The 16,378-nt window shown below is 51.5% G+C and carries 19 protein-coding genes and 2 tRNA genes; 9 read left to right on the top strand and 12 right to left on the bottom strand.

From position 1 onward, the window contains the following. Positions 1-169: 169 nt before the first annotated feature. On the top strand, positions 170-1,309 hold the full coding sequence (gene mdoC, locus ACOTZC_RS01675; protein ID WP_039261736.1) for a glucans biosynthesis protein MdoC: 1,140 nt from the start codon (positions 170-172) through the stop codon (positions 1,307-1,309). 33 nt (positions 1,310-1,342) lie between these two features. On the opposite strand, the gene ymdB is transcribed toward mdoC, so the two are convergent. The 5 genes from ymdB to csgB all read right to left on the bottom strand — a co-directional run bounded on the left by ymdB (position 1,343) and on the right by csgB (position 3,820). Further along, complete coding sequence (ymdB, locus tag ACOTZC_RS01670) at positions 1,343-1,885, bottom strand: O-acetyl-ADP-ribose deacetylase (RefSeq protein WP_023311113.1); 543 nt, start codon at positions 1,883-1,885, stop codon at positions 1,343-1,345. A gap of 106 nt (positions 1,886-1,991) precedes the next feature. After that, entirely contained in the window at positions 1,992-2,312 is a 321-nt protein-coding gene (locus ACOTZC_RS01665; protein ID WP_023311112.1) for a hypothetical protein, read from the bottom strand. Positions 2,313-2,476: 164 nt separating this feature from the next. Further along, the gene (gene csgC, locus ACOTZC_RS01660; RefSeq protein ID WP_023311111.1) at positions 2,477-2,809 is read right to left on the bottom strand and encodes a curli assembly chaperone CsgC; all 333 of its coding nucleotides are present in this window, start codon (positions 2,807-2,809) and stop codon (positions 2,477-2,479) included. 61 nt (positions 2,810-2,870) lie between these two features. Further along, a complete protein-coding gene (gene csgA / locus ACOTZC_RS01655; RefSeq protein WP_023311110.1) occupies positions 2,871-3,323 on the bottom strand; it encodes a curli major subunit CsgA in 453 nt (150 codons plus the stop codon). A gap of 41 nt (positions 3,324-3,364) precedes the next feature. Next, positions 3,365-3,820 carry a curli minor subunit CsgB gene (gene csgB, locus ACOTZC_RS01650; RefSeq protein WP_029739999.1) on the bottom strand — a complete coding sequence of 152 codons (456 nt, stop codon included), beginning with the start codon at positions 3,818-3,820 and terminating at the stop codon, positions 3,365-3,367. Between the two features lie 763 nt (positions 3,821-4,583). On the opposite strand from csgB, the gene csgD reads away from it, so the two are divergent. The 4 genes from csgD to csgG are packed head-to-tail and all read left to right on the top strand — an operon-like array spanning position 4,584 to position 6,925. Next, positions 4,584-5,234 carry a biofilm master transcriptional regulator CsgD gene (gene csgD, locus ACOTZC_RS01645; protein ID WP_021240790.1) on the top strand — a complete coding sequence of 217 codons (651 nt, stop codon included), beginning with the start codon at positions 4,584-4,586 and terminating at the stop codon, positions 5,232-5,234. A gap of 4 nt (positions 5,235-5,238) precedes the next feature. Further along, on the top strand, positions 5,239-5,628 hold the full coding sequence (csgE, locus tag ACOTZC_RS01640) for a curli production assembly/transport protein CsgE (RefSeq protein WP_047174860.1): 390 nt from the start codon (positions 5,239-5,241) through the stop codon (positions 5,626-5,628). A 23-nt stretch (positions 5,629-5,651) separates the two neighbouring features. Next, positions 5,652-6,065 (top strand): curli production assembly/transport protein CsgF, encoded by a 414-nt coding sequence (csgF, locus tag ACOTZC_RS01635; protein WP_023311106.1) that lies wholly within the window; start codon positions 5,652-5,654, stop codon positions 6,063-6,065. Between the two features lie 26 nt (positions 6,066-6,091). Beyond that, complete coding sequence (gene csgG, locus ACOTZC_RS01630; protein WP_024908984.1) at positions 6,092-6,925, top strand: curli production assembly/transport protein CsgG; 834 nt, start codon at positions 6,092-6,094, stop codon at positions 6,923-6,925. A 44-nt stretch (positions 6,926-6,969) separates the two neighbouring features. Here the strand turns inward: csgG and ACOTZC_RS01625 are convergent, their stop codons facing one another. The 4 genes from ACOTZC_RS01625 to ghrA all read right to left on the bottom strand — a co-directional run bounded on the left by ACOTZC_RS01625 (position 6,970) and on the right by ghrA (position 9,885). Further along, a complete protein-coding gene (locus ACOTZC_RS01625) occupies positions 6,970-7,452 on the bottom strand; it encodes a DUF1097 domain-containing protein (RefSeq protein WP_072162394.1) in 483 nt (160 codons plus the stop codon). A gap of 96 nt (positions 7,453-7,548) precedes the next feature. After that, on the bottom strand, positions 7,549-8,103 hold the full coding sequence (locus ACOTZC_RS01620) for a TorD/DmsD family molecular chaperone (RefSeq protein ID WP_047174858.1): 555 nt from the start codon (positions 8,101-8,103) through the stop codon (positions 7,549-7,551). A 21-nt stretch (positions 8,104-8,124) separates the two neighbouring features. Then, complete coding sequence (locus tag ACOTZC_RS01615; protein ID WP_248193309.1) at positions 8,125-8,862, bottom strand: phosphatase; 738 nt, start codon at positions 8,860-8,862, stop codon at positions 8,125-8,127. A gap of 84 nt (positions 8,863-8,946) precedes the next feature. Next, positions 8,947-9,885, bottom strand: a complete 939-nt coding sequence (gene ghrA / locus ACOTZC_RS01610) for a glyoxylate/hydroxypyruvate reductase GhrA (RefSeq protein WP_248193306.1) — start codon at positions 9,883-9,885, stop codon at positions 8,947-8,949. A 232-nt stretch (positions 9,886-10,117) separates the two neighbouring features. Between ghrA and ACOTZC_RS01605 the strand changes: the two genes are divergently transcribed. Next, positions 10,118-10,205, top strand: a tRNA-Ser gene (locus ACOTZC_RS01605). 208 nt (positions 10,206-10,413) lie between these two features. Here ACOTZC_RS01605 and ACOTZC_RS01600 read toward each other — a convergent pair. After that, the gene (locus ACOTZC_RS01600; RefSeq protein WP_163353676.1) at positions 10,414-11,319 is read right to left on the bottom strand and encodes a LysR family transcriptional regulator; all 906 of its coding nucleotides are present in this window, start codon (positions 11,317-11,319) and stop codon (positions 10,414-10,416) included. Positions 11,320-11,428: 109 nt separating this feature from the next. Here ACOTZC_RS01600 and ACOTZC_RS01595 point away from each other — a divergent pair, with 109 nt between their 5' ends. From ACOTZC_RS01595 to ACOTZC_RS01585, 3 genes are all read left to right on the top strand, one after another. Continuing rightward, a complete protein-coding gene (locus ACOTZC_RS01595) occupies positions 11,429-12,289 on the top strand; it encodes a pirin family protein (RefSeq protein ID WP_045401823.1) in 861 nt (286 codons plus the stop codon). 20 nt (positions 12,290-12,309) lie between these two features. Beyond that, on the top strand, positions 12,310-12,987 hold the full coding sequence (locus ACOTZC_RS01590) for an isochorismatase family protein (protein ID WP_174259743.1): 678 nt from the start codon (positions 12,310-12,312) through the stop codon (positions 12,985-12,987). A gap of 147 nt (positions 12,988-13,134) precedes the next feature. Then, positions 13,135-13,222, top strand: a tRNA-Ser gene (locus tag ACOTZC_RS01585). A 243-nt stretch (positions 13,223-13,465) separates the two neighbouring features. Here the strand turns inward: ACOTZC_RS01585 and ACOTZC_RS01580 are convergent. Together ACOTZC_RS01580 and phoH are read right to left on the bottom strand one after the other, a co-directional pair. Continuing rightward, positions 13,466-14,971, bottom strand: a complete 1,506-nt coding sequence (locus tag ACOTZC_RS01580) for an alanine/glycine:cation symporter family protein (protein WP_045354582.1) — start codon at positions 14,969-14,971, stop codon at positions 13,466-13,468. A 393-nt stretch (positions 14,972-15,364) separates the two neighbouring features. Further along, a complete protein-coding gene (gene phoH, locus ACOTZC_RS01575; protein ID WP_029740192.1) occupies positions 15,365-16,156 on the bottom strand; it encodes a phosphate starvation-inducible protein PhoH in 792 nt (263 codons plus the stop codon). Positions 16,157-16,378 lie beyond the last annotated feature (222 nt).

The raw sequence follows: 16,378 nt of genomic DNA, 5'->3' as shown, positions 1-16,378 counted from the left end.
TGCTTTGTTCAGCTGCTGGCTCAGGGAATAAGCAAATGAAAGAACCCGCTATTCACTTTGCGTGCTTATCCTGGAGACAGGGTGTCGGTCTTGGTGTAGGGTTGGCTTCGAATGTAACCATTATGAGTCTTAGGGATAAGACGAAAAGTCTGAGAATGCACAACGTTATATGAGCACAACACCAACAGAACGTGAATATTTCCTCGACTCGATCAGGGCCTGGCTGATGCTATTGGGGATCCCCTTTCACATTTCACTGATTTACTCCAGCCACACCTGGCATGTGAATAGCCAGATGCCCTCCTGGTGGCTGACGCTGTTTAATGACTTTATTCACGCCTTCCGTATGCAGGTGTTCTTCGTCATATCCGGCTATTTTTCTTACATGCTGTTTCTACGATACCCGCTCAAGCGCTGGTGGAAAGTGCGCGTAGAGCGCGTGGGGATCCCCATGCTGACCGCAATTCCACTGCTGACGCTGCCTCAGTTCATTATGTTGCAATACGTCAAAGGCAAAGCGGAGAACTGGCCGAACCTTACGCTGTATGAAAAGTACAATACGCTGGTCTGGGAGCTGGTGTCTCACCTGTGGTTCCTGCTGGTCCTGGTGGTGCTCACAACGGTGAGCCTGTTGATTTTCAGCCGCCTGCGCCACCGTCTGAGTACAAAAGCCGACACCTTCTTCGCCAACGTTACGATGGGCAAATTGTCAGTGCTCTTCTTGCTGTTGGGGATTGCCTATGCGGCCGTGCGCCGAACGCTGCTTATCGTCTACCCGCCGATTTTGAGCGACGGGTTATTTAATTTTGTGGTGATGCAGTCCCTGTTCTACATTCCGTTCTTTTTAATCGGCGCGCTGGCCTTTATTCATCCGAAGCTTAAATCGCTGTTTGTCACCCCGTCACCGTGGTGCGCGCTGGGGGCAAGCCTCGCGTTCGCGGCCTATCTGCTGAATCAGCGCTACGGCAGCGGCGATGCCTGGATGTATGAAACGGAAAGCGTGATCACTATGCTGCTTGGGCTGTGGATGGTGAACGTGGTATTCGCGCTGGGCCACCGCTTGCTGAACTTTAAGTCCAGTCGCGTGACCTACTTCGTTAATGCGTCACTGTTTATCTATCTGGTGCATCATCCGTTGACGCTTTTCTTCGGGGCTTACATCACACCGCACATCGCCTCCAACACGCTGGGTTTTTTTACCGGGCTGGTGTTTGTTGTAGGGGTAGCAATCGTACTCTACGAAATCCATCTGCGGATCCCGCTCCTGCGCTTCCTCTTTTCAGGAAAACCACAGGCAAAAGCCTCATAAATCACGCGGCGCATCCGATGCGCCGCGTTTGCATCAGCTCTCCAGTTCTTGTCTGCGCTGAGTCAGAAGCCGCTGATAAAGATGCGTGGTGTCGTCGTCGAAACAGACAAAAATCACCTTCTCTGGCAGCGGTTTTAACGACAAATAGCGGTAAACCGTTTCTACGGCAATCGTTGCGGCAGCGGCCTTAGGGTAACCATACACGCCTGTGCTGATGGCCGGAAACGCCATCGTTTTATAACCATTGTCGGCAGCCAGTCGCAGACAGTTCCGGTAAGCCTCTTCCAGAATACTCGCTTCGTGCTGATCCCCGCCATGCCAGACAGGCCCTACGGCGTGAATTACCGCTCTCGCAGGCAGATTGCCCGCCAGCGTAATCACCGCGTGACCGGGAGGACATTCGCCCTGCTGTTGGCGCACGGTTTTACAGGCTTCCAGCAGCTGCGGTCCGGCAGCCCGGTGGATAGCCCCGTCCACGCCGCCCCCTCCCATCAGGGATGGATTGGCCGCATTGACGATGACGTCGACGTGCACTGTCGTAATATCGCCATGAATAATTTCAATTTGCGGTTTCATAAAGCCCCTCTGCAACCCGCCATTTTCTTAAGTGTATCGCAGAGGAGACCGGGAGAAAAAACTATCAGAAAAAATCCTCTTTCACCGCAGGGCGCGAGAACGCGCACTAGCGATACTGGATTTCGACAACCGCGAGCGTTTTTTCAGGATTAAGGTATTTCATATTGAGCGTTGCCAGGTTTGAGTCGCTCACTTTCCCGTTAAGCGCCTCTGTATAGCTGACCATACGCGTTTGCATACGGTTATTATTTGGACATGACATTGCAATCTGTTGCTTCTGGGGGGCGACTTCACAGGGGTCTGCAACAATAGCACCGCGGAAATGAATGACGCCACCGTCAACAACCGTGGCCGAATAAGCCGGGATACTCAAAGCAGAAACGACCAGACCCAGACCTGCCACGAGTCGAGCAAAATAGTTGTTCATTATAGGTACTCCTCAAAGATAATCGTCCATGAGGGGTAAACGCGCTTCATTTATTAGGGCAAACGAAGTTTCACGTTACGGAACATAACGACCAGGTCCGTGATATCAGCATAGCTCAACGGTACAGACCCGCCATATTCTCAACATATTGATTTCATGAATGTTTAGAGCGAGCGTTCCGTTGGCGACCACTGTTGTGATAAATGTAGCGATTTACCGTCTGAAACGGTGACAACGATTTTCACCGTGTCTCCCGCGCTAATATTTAAACTCAGGCGCATTAAATCAATCGTCTGATTAGCGGGTATAAAAAGTGTGTTTTGCTGCCGGGAAGAACTTTGCCCCCCCTGCCCTTCTCGTAAAGAAACAATCTGAACCTGACAATCACACGACTGCGCCAGAGTGACCTGAGGAATAATGGTGGTCATATTTTCCTGCTGTGACGTTTTGAAGGTGATCTGGCTGGAAAGCGCGGCAAGGAGAATTAAAGTATTCATGATGAACTCCCGAAAAAAAACAGGGCATCAGCCCTGTTTTTTTGTAGCACAGATTTCAGTATCAGTACTGATGAGCTGTCGCGTGGTTACCAAAACCGATCTGGGTCACGTTGACAGTCGAGTTGGAAGCAGTCTGGTCTACGAGTGCACCGTTAAAGCCGCCGGACTGGCTAACGTTCATAACGGATTTTTTACTGTTCCACTGATCAAGTGTCGCACTGTTGCCAAAACCTTTCTGGGACAGGTTGATTTTACTATCATCAGAACCCTGACCAACGTCAGCGCCGTTACCGCCACCTTTCTGGCTAATATTCAGGACAGAATTTCTGGCGTCTGTCTGCAGAGCTACCGCTGAGTTACCGCCACCGTCCTGATAAATATTCAGGGTGGAATTTGGGCCACTGTATCCGCCATGACCATGTCCATGACCCCAGCCGCCCTGATTAATAGAACCCGCCATAGCACTACCAGAAACTACGATTGCTGCAAGCGCTGCCACTTTGAGAAATTTCATGGTAAACCCCCATCGGATTGATTAAAGTCGTCGCCAACGCGCTAATGTTGAATAACGTTAATCGCCATTTGCGACTGTTTCTGCACTACAACTGCGGTTTTCTGCGTACCGTACTGCGTAATATTTGCTCTATTACCCGACCCTTTCTGGATAATTTTCGCGCTATTACCGTATCCATCTTGCGTAATACCTGCATCATTCGCGTTACCGCTCTGATCGATCCAGGCAATATTGTAACCCCCTGATTGATCAACTCTCGCTCTGTTACCTACCCCATCCTGGGATACAATGGATAAGAGTCTTGAACCGTCCTGGCTAACCTCAGCGTTATTGAAAACGCCCCGTTGACCAATAATGGCTGCCTGATTTAGTGATGAAAGACTTAATTCGTTAACCGCAAAGTTATATTCAGAATTTGCCAAATCTGAATTCGCTGCGGTTACAAATCCAGGCGCACCCAGTAATGTAAACATCATAATTAACGATGCGTTTTTCATGTTGTCACCCTGGACCTGGCTATTTAATCGTGCCATAACCCTTTAACAATGTTACTTGTTAAAACGACTCGTATTGTGTTAACGCGTCGTTACGGTGAAGAGTATGTCCGCTGAAACATTTTAAATATCTCACCCACGCGGCTTATTTTTATTTATCGGCTCACCACAAAGTCGTAATTTACGTCAAAAATGACTTTAATCAGGCCAGCTTATATTTTTTATTAAAGGTGTATTACGAAAGGGTTGTACAACGACACGAAGGCTGTCCACGCGTCCTCCCGGGTTGTTTAAACGTAACGGCAGGAGAACATTTTTCTCAACGCGTGACACGAAGCCTCTTTTCTTAAGCCAGTCATTCACTCATTCGTAGGCTTAGAAATCATCTGAAACTCATACTTAATTATCGCTTTACAAAAATAAAAAATGATATTAAAAATCAATCCATTAGAAATATTTGTATGATTTTTAAAATCTGTGCACCTCTATTTATGTGTACAACTTTCTCATCAATTATTGCCATTCCAAACAACCGATTTTCACAAATTAATATTGATTTTTACATCTTGTTACATGTTTAACACTTGCTTTAAACTTCGTAAAAGCTAGATTGAAATTAGATGTAAGAAATTGGTTTATATTTACCTCCCTGTGGAGGTTATGGTCTGATTCTACACACAGCAGTGCAACATCTGTCAGTACTTCTGGTGTCCTCTTTTAAACAGGAGGACAGCTGCCAGGTGCCAAAAAAAAGTGGGGTTTCATCATGTATAATGAAGTCCATAGTTTACATGGTCATACATTACTGTTGATCACAAAACCTTCTTTGCAAGCGACAGCTTTATTACAACATTTAAAGCAATCATTATCACTGAACGGGAAATTGCATAATATTCAACGTTCTTTTGATGATATTGCACCTGGCAGCATCATTCTTTTCGATATGATGGAAGCTGATAAAAAGCTTATCCATTACTGGCAAGATATTTTAAGCAGGAAAAACAATAATATCCGCGTGCTATTGTTGAATACGCCTGATGAATATCCTTTCAGAGATATTGAAAGCTGGCCGCATATCAATGGCGTGTTCTACGTCACGGAAGAAGAAGACCGGGTGGTAGAGGGGCTGCAAGGTATATTGCGCGGAGAGTGTTATTTTTCGCAAAAGCTTGCCAGCTATCTCATCACGCATTCCGGAAATTATCGCTATAACAGCTCAGAGTCAGCCCTGCTCACGCACCGTGAGAAAGAGATCCTGAACAAGTTACGCATTGGTGCTTCAAATATTGAAATCGCCCGTTCGTTATTTATCAGCGAAAATACGGTAAAGACGCACCTTTATAATCTTTTCAAGAAGATAGCTGTGAAAAACCGAACTCAGGCTGTTTCGTGGGCAAACGATAACCTCAGGCGTTAATCACATGAAGCGCACGTTGAGTTGGATCGCCGCAGCGAGTTACCTGCTCGCTGCCGGGAATCTGAAGGCCGTCGAGGTCGAAGTTCCCGGATTGTTAACAGACCACACTGTCTCATCGGTCGGGCACACTTTTTACCGTGCCTTCAGTGACAAATGGGACAGTACTTACACGGGTAATATAACAATCAACGAGCGGCCCAGTGCACGATGGGGAAGTTGGATAACAATAACGGCTAATCAGAACGTTATTTATCAAACGTTTTTATTCCCGACCAAAATAGACTTCGATAAAAACGTCGTCTTAGCACTGGAACAATCAGAAGACGCTATTAATCGCCTGCAAATAGATAAAGCCCTATTAAGCACCAGCGATTTAGCAAAAGACGAGTTCTAGCGAACCGATATGCGGAGGCTGTCATGCGTATTGCATATGCAGTTGTTTCGATAATGCTGATAACACCCATCAGCTGGGCCGGAAACATGACGTTTCAGTTCCGTAACCCTAACTTTGGCGGTAACCCTAATAACGGCGCGTTCCTGCTGAACGAAGCCCAGGCGCAAAACTCCTATAAGGATCCGAGCTTAAAGGATTTTAGCATTGATACCCCGTCCGCACTGGACAACTTCACTCAGGCTATCCAGTCGCAGATTTTAGGTGGGTTACTGACCAACATTAATACCGGTAAACCCGGCCGGATGGTGACCAACGACTTTATCGTTGATATCGCCAACACGGACGGACAGCTTCAGTTGAACGTAACCGATCGAAAAACCGGAAGAATCTCCACCATTCAGGTTTCCGGTCTACAAAGTAATTCAACTGACTTTTAAACAATAGCTAAATAAGGACAACGATCATGCAGCGCTTCCTGATATTTGTTGCAGTGTGCTTATTGAGCGGTTGTTTAACTGCTCCACCTAAAGAAGCTGCAAAACCTACATTAATGCCTCGGGCCCAGAGTTATCGTGATTTAACGCATTTACCTGCTCCAACGGGGAAAATATTTGTCTCCGTATACAACATTCAGGATGAAACCGGGCAATTTAAACCTTACCCGGCAAGTAACTTCTCCACGGCCGTGCCGCAAAGCGCCACCGCGATGCTGGTTACCGCGCTCAAGGATTCGCACTGGTTTATTCCGCTGGAACGTCAGGGTCTCCAGAACCTGTTGAATGAACGGAAAATCATTCGCGCCGCACAGGAAAATGGTACCGTCGCGGCCAATAACCGAACGCCTCTGGAATCTCTGGCAGCAGCGAACGTGATGATTGAAGGATCGATTATTGGCTACGAAAGTAACGTTAAATCAGGTGGTGCGGGAGCACGTTACTTCGGTATCGGTGCGGATACCCAGTATCAGCTCGACCAAATCGCCGTTAACCTGCGTGTGGTTAACGTCAGTACAGGCGAAGTGCTCTCTTCAGTGAACACCAGCAAAACCATTCTGTCTTATGAAGTTCAGGCTGGGGTATTCCGCTTCATCGATTACCAGCGTTTGCTGGAAGGTGAAATCGGCTACACCTCTAACGAACCGGTCATGATGTGTCTGATGTCAGCCATTGAAACCGGCGTGATCTACTTAATTAACGACGGTATAGACCGCGGGCTGTGGGATCTGCAAAACAAAGCAGACGTGCAGAACCCGATTCTGGTGAAATACCGCGATATGTCAGTCCCTCCGGAATCCTGACAGGAAGCGCATAAAAAAGGCGAGATGATTATCTCGCCTTTTTTTTATTCGCTCACCGCCGTGATGTTTTGCGCTTTTTCCCGCCGCGACGCCAGCCATAGACCGCTGTTTTTCATGGCATAGCCAAACAGCAATCCCAGCGCCAGGGAGGGAACCACCAGCTTCCAGTCCCCCTGCCCTGCAAAGGTCGCACATGCCCCCATAAAGGTTCCCGGCACAAATGAAAGCAGCAGATGCCTGGCCTGGATGCACATTAAAAAGGCGACGACACCCGTCATGACGTATCCCAGGATTTCCAGATGCGGTGCCAGCGCGCTGCCCTTCACGATCACCAGCGCCCAGATAACACCGCTCATCAGCGTGCAGCCAGAGATAAAGAGCCCTTTGACGCCCCCCTGCGGACAGGCGAAATAGGCGGTACAGCCGAGGAACCCGGCCCAGCTGAGCAATCCGAGAGACACGGCAACCCATCCCCAGAGTCCGGAGAGAATACCTGTCGTTATTGCGATACAAAGTAATATGTTCATGGCGCGCATCTTAACAGAAGCGCACCATAGAAATGAGATCAGCAGCACATTACGTGCAAGTTGGAATGTTGAGTTGCAGAATTTATGTGATATGTATCACTCTTCGTTTTCTTCTTCCAGCTCATCCCACATTGCCGCGATAGCGTCGCGGGTCAGCGGGGCCAGCGTTCTCCAGAATGGCGAAGCGGCATGCGCTTCGACTTTACCCAGGAATGTCCCGACCCACGGCAGCAGGTACGTTTCGAACAAGGTTTCAATGGCGTCGTTCTCATCATCACCAGCGTTGTCTTCGATCCAGGACGCCGCCAGCAGCAGCGTACCGATATGATCGGCCGGCGTATCGCTCAGCGGCATACCGCGCGTGGAGAGGAACGCGCGGACTTCCGCTTCCGTTGCCCCTTCCTGCCAGGCTGAACGGTATGGCGAAACGCGGCACTCATCGCCGACGAACAGCGCATTGTAGTCCGTCGCAATCTGCTGCATGTCGCAGCTTTTTTGCAGACGTTCCAGTAAATCATCCTGTTCCAGCGGCCAGTTCTGCGCCAGTTTGCCTTCACGAATTAACGTAAAGAGCGGAACCAACAGCGGGTCTTGCGGCTGGCGATAATAGAGCGTACCCAGCACGCGGCAGAGGATGGAAAACTCGTTCATTTTTATGATTCCATTACACAATTAAAGATCGGCAAATTCGGCAATCGGCTCCATTCCGCGCGACTCGAGGAAATTGAGCATGCGGCGTGGGGTCACGTTCAGGATTTGCGCTTCCGGGAAGTTAACATCATTCAGCACTTTCAGGCACTCGCTGAAATCACCCAGCGTAAACGCGGTATGAGAATCTGATCCCAGCGCCACCATGCCACCCGCGTCACGCACGGCGGCCGCCACGTCGCGACAGTTGGCTTCGCTGCCCTTACGCGAGTGAATAAAGGAGGAGTTATTAATCTCCAGCGCCACGCGGTGCTTCGCTGCCGCCTGCGCGACAGCCTGAATATCAATCGGATACTTCGGGTTACCGGGATGGCTGATAATGTGCACATTGCCGCTGGCAATGGTGGCAATCATCGCCGCGGTGTTGGTGTCTTTATCCTGGGGAGGGAAAACCGGCTCATGGAAACCGGCGAGGATAAGGTCAAGAGACGTCAGCATCGGGCCGGTGCAGTCGATCTCACCGTCGGTATTTTTGATGTTCGCCTCAATGCCGCGCAGTATCCCAATACCGTCCACCAGGCGTGGCCAGATCCGCATATTCACAAAATGCCAGTAGTGCGGCGCATCCGCCATGTCCGGGCCATGATCGGTAATCGCGAACAGCTTGATGCCTTTAAGCTTCGCCTGGGCGATATAATCATGGAGGTTGCTATACGCGTGAGTGCTGGCGACGGTGTGCATATGCAGGTCAACGGGATACATCTCTCTCTCCTCTGCGGTTTTTCCAAAGGATAGCAGGTATCAGCGGCGAATATTAGCAAAAACCCGGCGAACGCCGGGTTTCTCTCAGTAGCCGCGCTGTCTGTCGACCTGTCCGGTGACCGCGTTACCCTTTTCCATTTCGCTGATGGTATGGGATATATACGCCACCGCTTCTGCCGGACGCGTCACGGCAGCCACGTGCGGGGTCATCGCGACGCGTGGATGCGACCACAGCGGACTTTCCGCGGGCAGCGGCTCACGGCTAAAGACATCCAGCATGGCGCCTTTGAGCTTTCCGCTTTCCAGCGCCTTCAGCAGATCGCCTTCCACGACATGGACCCCGCGCGCGAGGTTCATTAAATAGCTCTGCTCGGCTAACTGGTTCAGGAGAGTACTATTGATAATGCCCACCGTTTCGGCGGTATTCGGCAGCAGGTTAATAAGCACACGCGTGCCTTTCAGAAAGGCCGGAAGCTCATCCGTTCCGGCAAAACTCTCAACGCCCGGATAGTCCTTACGGCTGCGGCTCCAGCAACGTAGCGGGAAGCCCCACGAAGCGAGTGCTTCTGCCACTTTTGAGCCGAGCACACCCGCGCCGAGGATCCCAACGGTAAAATCTTCATGTCGATAATCCGGCAGCGGCTCCCAGTGGGATTGCTGTTTAAAGGCCTGATAATCGTCGAAGCGGCGGAACCAGTGCAGCACCTGGCTCACGGCATACTCCTGCATCTGCTGGCCCATTCCCGTATCTTCGAGACGGAACAACGGAATATTTTCAGGCAGCATTTCTGGGTGCGCTTTCAGTTTACTGAGGATCGAATCAACGCCCGCCCCGAGCGCGAAAACCGCCTTCAGTTTACGCCCCTGTAGCATCTCAACCGGCGGGTGCCAGACCAGCGCATAATCAGCATGTTCATTATCGCCACGCTTCCACTCGCGAACGCGTGCGCCGGGCAGCGCCGCCGAAAGTGCATCAATCCAGTAAGCGGTATCAAATGTAGGGTGATAGAAGAGAATATCCATGGTTATTCCTGCCTTTTATTGCGCTGTTTTGTTTTCATTTTCAAGTGGATTGCCAGCATAACAAATTTATCAGGAAACCGCGTTGCTGATAAAAGAGGCGCTTTGTGCACATTTAGGAGTCAGGTTGCTTGAAGTTTGTCTAAACGCGCTAAATTACTGAAAAAGTGAGTTGACGGCAGTTCGGCTTTTCCTTACATTAGCGCCCGTCCCGGCAACAACGGGATGACAATATGGTGAGGTGTCCGAGTGGCTGAAGGAGCACGCCTGGAAAGTGTGTATACGGCAACGTATCGGGGGTTCGAATCCCCCCCTCACCGCCATATTTAAGATGAGAGCTCGTACGAAAGTACGGGCTTTTTTCTTTTATATTCTCCAGAAAGGGGGGATGAGAACCCCCGACCGGGGTTCGACAACTGGCGACAGCCAGTTGGACAGACTGAGAGCGAAGCGAACAGGCTGCCCGTAGGGCTAGCGAAGCGAGTCAATCCCCCCCTCACCCTTCCCCTCTCCCCAGGGGAGAGGGAAGTATTACTCTTCCACCATCCGCGCATACTCTCCGGTCAGAAAATCCACCAGCGTCCTGACCGACGGCAGCAGGCCGCGCCGCGAAGGATAAACCGCGTGAATCACTTCCCGTCGGGGTTCCCACGCGTTGAGCACCCGTACCAGTTCCCCTGACGCCAGCTGGTCCTTGACCATCAAAATCGGCAGTTGCACCACGCCGATGCCGGCCATGGCAGCTTCACGTAGCGCCAGCATATCGGTGGTAATCAATCGGGGGTGATAATGGATCTCCGCTTTGGCACCTCCGGGACCTGACAGCGCCCATTTATGAATATGTTTCCCCTCGTTCATGCTTAACCCGGGCCAGGCGCTGAGTTCAGATGGCACAACGGGTTCGCCCAGGCGTTGAATTAAGGCCGGACCGGCGACCAGACAATGACCCCTGTCAGCCAGCACCCTTAATACCAGGTCGCTGTCATCAAACGGACGCGGGCGTACGCGGATAGCGATATCAACCCCCTCACCCACCAGGTCTACCCGCCGGTTGGTCGCCTCAAGCTGAAGACTGATCCCGGGGTAGCGCGCCATAAATCTGGCCAGCATCGGACCCACGTGGACATGCAACAGAGTTATCGGGCACGTAATTCTGACAACACCGCGCGGTTCAGCCTGCAGTGCCGCAACGGCTTCCTCCGCGGCCTCGGCCTCCACCATCATCGCTTTACAGTGCTGGTAGAAGGTCTGCCCGACCTCGGTCACCGTAAACTGTCGGGTTGTTCGGTGGATAAGCCGCACGCCAAGGCGTTCTTCCAGGTGCGCTATCCGGCGGCTTAGCCTGGACTTTGGCAGATCAAGCGCCCTTCCCGCCGCGGCAAAGCCACCGTAGTCCACCACCTTCACAAACCAGACGAAGTCATTGAGATCCTGCATAAATCCTCATCGTTCCATTTTCAGAACAGTGAATGCCATTTTCACTATCTACCGGGATATTAACTCTGAATATAAGCTAATTACATCAACAGAACATCAGGAGTTAATCATGAAAAACGTAACAGGCGTTTATACCGCTCCCCGCCAGCACTGGGTTGGCGATGGTTTCCCGGTCCGTTCAATGTTCTCTTATCAGACGCACGGCGAGCCGCTGAGCCCATTCCTGCTGCTGGACTACGCGGGCCCGTACACCTTTCCGGCAGATGGGGCGAAACGCGGCGTAGGCCAACACCCTCACCGGGGTTTTGAAACGGTCACCATCGTCTATTCCGGTGAAGTGGAGCATCGCGATTCTACGGGCAAAGGCGGCGTCATTGGCCCCGGCGACGTGCAGTGGATGACGGCAGGTGCAGGCATTTTGCACGAGGAGTTCCACTCCAGCGCGTTCTCGCAGAAAGGCGGAGAACTGAAAATGATGCAGCTTTGGGTCAACCTGCCGGCCAAAGACAAGATGGCGGCTCCGGGCTACCAGAGCATTACGAAGGATGCGATCCCGACCGTGACGCTACCGGACAACAGCGGTTCGCTGCGGGTCATTGCCGGTCGCTACGAGGCTGTAACCGGCCCGGCGCACACCTTCTCACCGCTCAACGTCTGGGACATTGCGCTGAACCAGGGAAGCCACCTGACGCTCAATCAGCCCGAAGGCTGGAGCACCGCGCTGGTCGTGCTTGAAGGCAACATCACGGTGAACGGCACAACGCAGGCGGGTGAAGCTCAGCTGGTCGTATTGAGCCAGGAAGGCGACAAACTGCACCTGGAGGCGAACAGCGATGCCAAAGTGCTGCTGATGGCCGGCGAGCCGCTGAATGAACCCATCGTGGGCTATGGCCCGTTTGTGATGAACAGTAAAAGCGAAATCAACGAAGCCATTCGTGATTTTAACTCCGGCCGCTTCGGCCGGATCTGAACGTAATAAAGGAAAAGATAATGTCTACACCTGCGAATTTTAATGGCACACGTCCGGTTATTGATGTGAACGATGCGGTGATGTTGCTTATCGATCACCAGAGCGGTCTGTTCCAGACCGTTGGGGATATGCCAATGCCGGAACTGCGCGCCCGTGCGGCTGCGCTGGCAAAAATCGCTACCCTGGCGAAGATCCCGGTGATCACCACCGCGTCCGTCCCACAGGGACCGAACGGACCGCTTATCCCGGAGATCCACGCCAACGCGCCGCATGCGCAGTATGTTGCCCGTAAAGGCGAGATCAACGCCTGGGATAACCCGGAGTTTGTGGCGGCGGTGAAAGCGACAGGGCGTAAGTCGTTGATTATCGCGGGCACAATCACCAGCGTCTGCATGGCTTTCCCGTCAATCAGCGCGGTGGCGGACGGCTATAAAGTGTTTGCGGTGATTGATGCCTCCGGTACCTACAGCAAAATGGCGCAGGAGATCACCCTGGCGCGCGTGGTGCAGGCCGGCGTGGTTCCGATGGATACGGCGGCGGTGGCCTCCGAGATCCAGCGAACCTGGAACCGTGAGGACGCGGCTGAGTGGGCTGAGGTGTATACCCACATCTTCCCGGCTTACCGGCTGTTGATCGAAAGCTACGGTAAAGCACAGGAAGTGGTTAAAAACAGCGAAGTGCTCGATTCACAGCGTTAATCCTCTGCTCCACGACGTAAAAACCGTGGAGCTGATTAATGCTTAACCGAACAGGCACTAAAGCTGAAAATCTGCTTGACCGTGTTAGCGCAACTCCCTATAGTAGCGCCCCGTTGCCCCCCAAGCGGTCAGGCAGCAAAACAATATGGTGAGGTGTCCGAGTGGCTGAAGGAGCACGCCTGGAAAGTGTGTATACGGCAACGTATCGGGGGTTCGAATCCCCCCCTCACCGCCATATTTAAGATGAGAGCTCGTACGAAAGTACGGGCTTTTTTCTTTTATATTCTCCGAAAAGGGGGGATGAGAACCCCCGACCGGGGTTCGACAACTGGCGGTAGCCAGTTGGACAGACTGAGAGCGCAGCGAACAGGCTGCCCGTAGGGCGAGCGAAGCGAGTCAATCCCCCCCGGTACGGACTCAGCCGCCTTAGCGACAAAAAAAGCCCGCACTAAAGTACGGGCCCGTCTCAAACCGCTACTCAGCTATTCAACTTTGCTGCCGGCTGCTTTCTTTCAAGCGATGAAACCTGTTCAGGCTGAACACCATCCTCATCCTTACGCCCATCAAGCCAGTAATCCGCATTTTTAATTCCCAGCCGAACCGGGTCAAACTGTGGATCCAGCCCCTGCGCATTCTGGATTTCATAATCCTTAAGGCTGGCAAACGCTTTTTTATGCAACAGAACAATGGCAATAATGTTGAGCCACGCCATCAGCCCTACCCCGATATCCCCCAGTCCCCATGCCAGATCCGCGGTGCGAACCGTGCCATATACCGTGGAGGCCATCAGACATAGCTTGAGCAGGAATGTCAGCCATGGACGGTGAATTTTACGGTTAATGAAGGCGATATTAGTTTCGGCAATATAGTAGTAGGCAATAATCGTCGTGAAGGCAAAGAAGAACAGCGCAATGGCAACAAAGTAATTACCAAAACCTGGCATCATACTTTCCATCGCCGTCTGCACATAGCCAGGACCCGCGGCCACGCCAGCAATCCCGGTATAAAGCGCTGCACCGTCGACGCCCTGGACGTTATACAGCCCGGTGATCAGCAGCATAAACCCGGTCGCGGAGCAGACAAACAGCGTGTCGATGTAGACCGAGAACGCCTGAACCAGCCCCTGCTTCACCGGATGGCTTACTGCCGCCGCAGAGGATGCATGCGGCCCGGTCCCCTGCGCGGCCTCGTTGGAATAGACGCCGCGCTTAACGCCCCACATGATGGCCTGACCCAGGATGGCACCGAAACCTGCTTCAAGGCCGAACGCACTTTTCCAGATCAGCAGAATAACCGAAGGGAGCTGGTTAATATTAATAGCGATAATCACGCAGGCGACAATAATATACCCCAGCGCCATAAATGGAACGACCATGCTGCTAAAGCTGGCGATCCTTTTCACACCGCCGAATATAATAAAACTTAACAGCACCGCAAGTAATGCCGCCGTAACGTTCGGACTCAGACCAAAAGCAATATCCAGGCTCGCTCCTATCGAGTTTGCCTGCACGCCCGGAAGTAATAATCCGCAGGAGAAAATAGTCACAATAGCAAATAACCATGCGTACCACTTAACGCCTAAACCTTTTTCAATATAAAAGGCAGGGCCGCCGCGATATTCACCGTTAATTTTTTCTTTATAAACTTGTCCCAGGGTGGATTCGACAAATGCGGAGCTGGCACCTAAAAAAGCGACTATCCACATCCAGAAAAGCGCGCCCGGACCGCCAAAGGTAATTGCCGTGGCCACACCGGCGATATTCCCTGTCCCCACGCGGCCTGCCAGCGTCATCGTCAGCGCCTGAAACGACGATACGCCTGCATCGGTAGGACGCCCCTGGAACATCAGGGTAATCATATGTTTGATATGCCGTAATTGCAGGAAGCGACTACGCAGCGAGAAATAGAGGCCGACACCCAGACATAAAAATATTAACGCAGGGCTCCAGATTACACCATTAATAGCACCAACCAGTTCGTTCATGTATGACCCTCAGCGTGATGTTTCAGGGAAAAAGCTCCCCTGTTGTGTTTCTTCTTAGAATTTTGTTCGAACAAGTACGAAACATAGATAACTCACCTGAAGACACCAACTTAATTTTTACTTCGTAGTAATGTTCTGTGACCACATTCACGTTTAATTTTTAACTAACAATTAGCGCGCTCATTATATTCACAGGTATTTTGTGGGTATTATCACTTCATATCACACTTCTGTAAAAAAGAATAAGAACACCCACCCACTTAATAATCGAAATTATTAATTCAGCAACCTGGTGTTTAAATAAGGAGAATTTCTGTGGAGTATAAACGACACTTCCCGGCATTACGCCGGGAAGACATTACAGGAAAGAGGCAAAGCGATAATGCTTTACCTTTAGTCGGAATAGACCTGCAGCGTGCGCTGACAGAGCGCTGAACGCACGCAGTCCTCTTTGGTGAAGCGTACCACCCCAATCATCTCATCTTCCTCAAAACGTGACATGGCGTCGCTCAGCCCGGATTTCACGCCGGATGGCAGGTCACACTGGGTAATATCGCCGTTAACGATAACCGTCACGTTCTCCCCGAGGCGCGTTAAAAACATCTTCATTTGCGCAGCGGTCACGTTCTGAGCCTCGTCAAGAATGACGACCGCATTTTCAAATGTACGTCCGCGCATATAGGCGAACGGCGCGATTTCCACCTTGCCAATCTCTGGTCGCAGGCAGTACTGCATAAAGGATGCACCCAGTCGCTTCACCAGCACGTCATAGACGGGCCTGAAGTACGGAGCAAACTTCTCCGAAATATCTCCGGGCAGGAAGCCGAGATCTTCATCAGCCTGCAGTACAGGACGGGTAACAATAATGCGCTCCACGTCCTTATGAATCAGCGCCTCCGCCGCTTTGGCTGCACTAATCCAGGTTTTCCCGCATCCGGCTTCACCGGTTGCAAAGATGAGCTGTTTACTCTCGATAGCATTCAGGTAGTGCGCCTGAGCCTCATTGCGCGCCACAATTGGAGAATTATCACGGCTGTCTCGGGCCATGCCAATTGCTTCTACGCCACTCATCTGCACAAGCGAGGTGACCGATTCTTCTTCACGCTGTTTATGGCTACGTGAATCCCGTCTCAGCACACGTTTTGCTTCGCGACGAGCTTTGATCACTGCTTTTTGTCTTCCCATGGATAGCACCTTGAGTTGTTGGTATTCATCACACGCGCCAGCTTCGGCACGATTATGCGCACGAACATCAGAGGGTTGGCTTCCTTGTAAGCCATTGCTTGCTTTATCGGATAACGATACGGAACAGCTACGCGCACCGTTCTGCACGTCGGTCGAATCAGATTCTTGAGGAAGGGGGGAGAATTTAGTGGTGAGGAAATCGCTGCCGGAGTCTGAGCCTCC

Origin of the sequence: Enterobacter cloacae complex sp. SHL009, from assembly GCF_049237205.1 — a bacterium.
GTDB classification, from domain to species: Bacteria; Pseudomonadota; Gammaproteobacteria; order Enterobacterales; family Enterobacteriaceae; genus Enterobacter; species Enterobacter cloacae_M.
Note: the sequence above shows the minus strand (reverse complement) of the source record. Positions and strands in the feature narration are given on the sequence as shown.

Coding starts and splice junctions, on each gene's coding strand:
- mdoC (WP_039261736.1), top strand. CDS start 170: ATGAGCACAACACCAACAGAACGTGAATATTTCCTCGACTCGATCAGG.
- ymdB (WP_023311113.1), bottom strand. CDS start 1,885: ATGAAACCGCAAATTGAAATTATTCATGGCGATATTACGACAGTGCAC.
- ACOTZC_RS01665 (WP_023311112.1), bottom strand. CDS start 2,312: ATGAACAACTATTTTGCTCGACTCGTGGCAGGTCTGGGTCTGGTCGTT.
- csgC (WP_023311111.1), bottom strand. CDS start 2,809: ATGAATACTTTAATTCTCCTTGCCGCGCTTTCCAGCCAGATCACCTTC.
- csgA (WP_023311110.1), bottom strand. CDS start 3,323: ATGAAATTTCTCAAAGTGGCAGCGCTTGCAGCAATCGTAGTTTCTGGT.
- csgB (WP_029739999.1), bottom strand. CDS start 3,820: ATGAAAAACGCATCGTTAATTATGATGTTTACATTACTGGGTGCGCCT.
- csgD (WP_021240790.1), top strand. CDS start 4,584: ATGTATAATGAAGTCCATAGTTTACATGGTCATACATTACTGTTGATC.
- csgE (WP_047174860.1), top strand. CDS start 5,239: ATGAAGCGCACGTTGAGTTGGATCGCCGCAGCGAGTTACCTGCTCGCT.
- csgF (WP_023311106.1), top strand. CDS start 5,652: ATGCGTATTGCATATGCAGTTGTTTCGATAATGCTGATAACACCCATC.
- csgG (WP_024908984.1), top strand. CDS start 6,092: ATGCAGCGCTTCCTGATATTTGTTGCAGTGTGCTTATTGAGCGGTTGT.
- ACOTZC_RS01625 (WP_072162394.1), bottom strand. CDS start 7,452: ATGAACATATTACTTTGTATCGCAATAACGACAGGTATTCTCTCCGGA.
- ACOTZC_RS01620 (WP_047174858.1), bottom strand. CDS start 8,103: ATGAACGAGTTTTCCATCCTCTGCCGCGTGCTGGGTACGCTCTATTAT.
- ACOTZC_RS01615 (WP_248193309.1), bottom strand. CDS start 8,862: ATGTATCCCGTTGACCTGCATATGCACACCGTCGCCAGCACTCACGCG.
- ghrA (WP_248193306.1), bottom strand. CDS start 9,885: ATGGATATTCTCTTCTATCACCCTACATTTGATACCGCTTACTGGATT.
- ACOTZC_RS01600 (WP_163353676.1), bottom strand. CDS start 11,319: ATGCAGGATCTCAATGACTTCGTCTGGTTTGTGAAGGTGGTGGACTAC.
- ACOTZC_RS01595 (WP_045401823.1), top strand. CDS start 11,429: ATGAAAAACGTAACAGGCGTTTATACCGCTCCCCGCCAGCACTGGGTT.
- ACOTZC_RS01590 (WP_174259743.1), top strand. CDS start 12,310: ATGTCTACACCTGCGAATTTTAATGGCACACGTCCGGTTATTGATGTG.
- ACOTZC_RS01580 (WP_045354582.1), bottom strand. CDS start 14,971: ATGAACGAACTGGTTGGTGCTATTAATGGTGTAATCTGGAGCCCTGCG.
- phoH (WP_029740192.1), bottom strand. CDS start 16,156: ATGGGAAGACAAAAAGCAGTGATCAAAGCTCGTCGCGAAGCAAAACGT.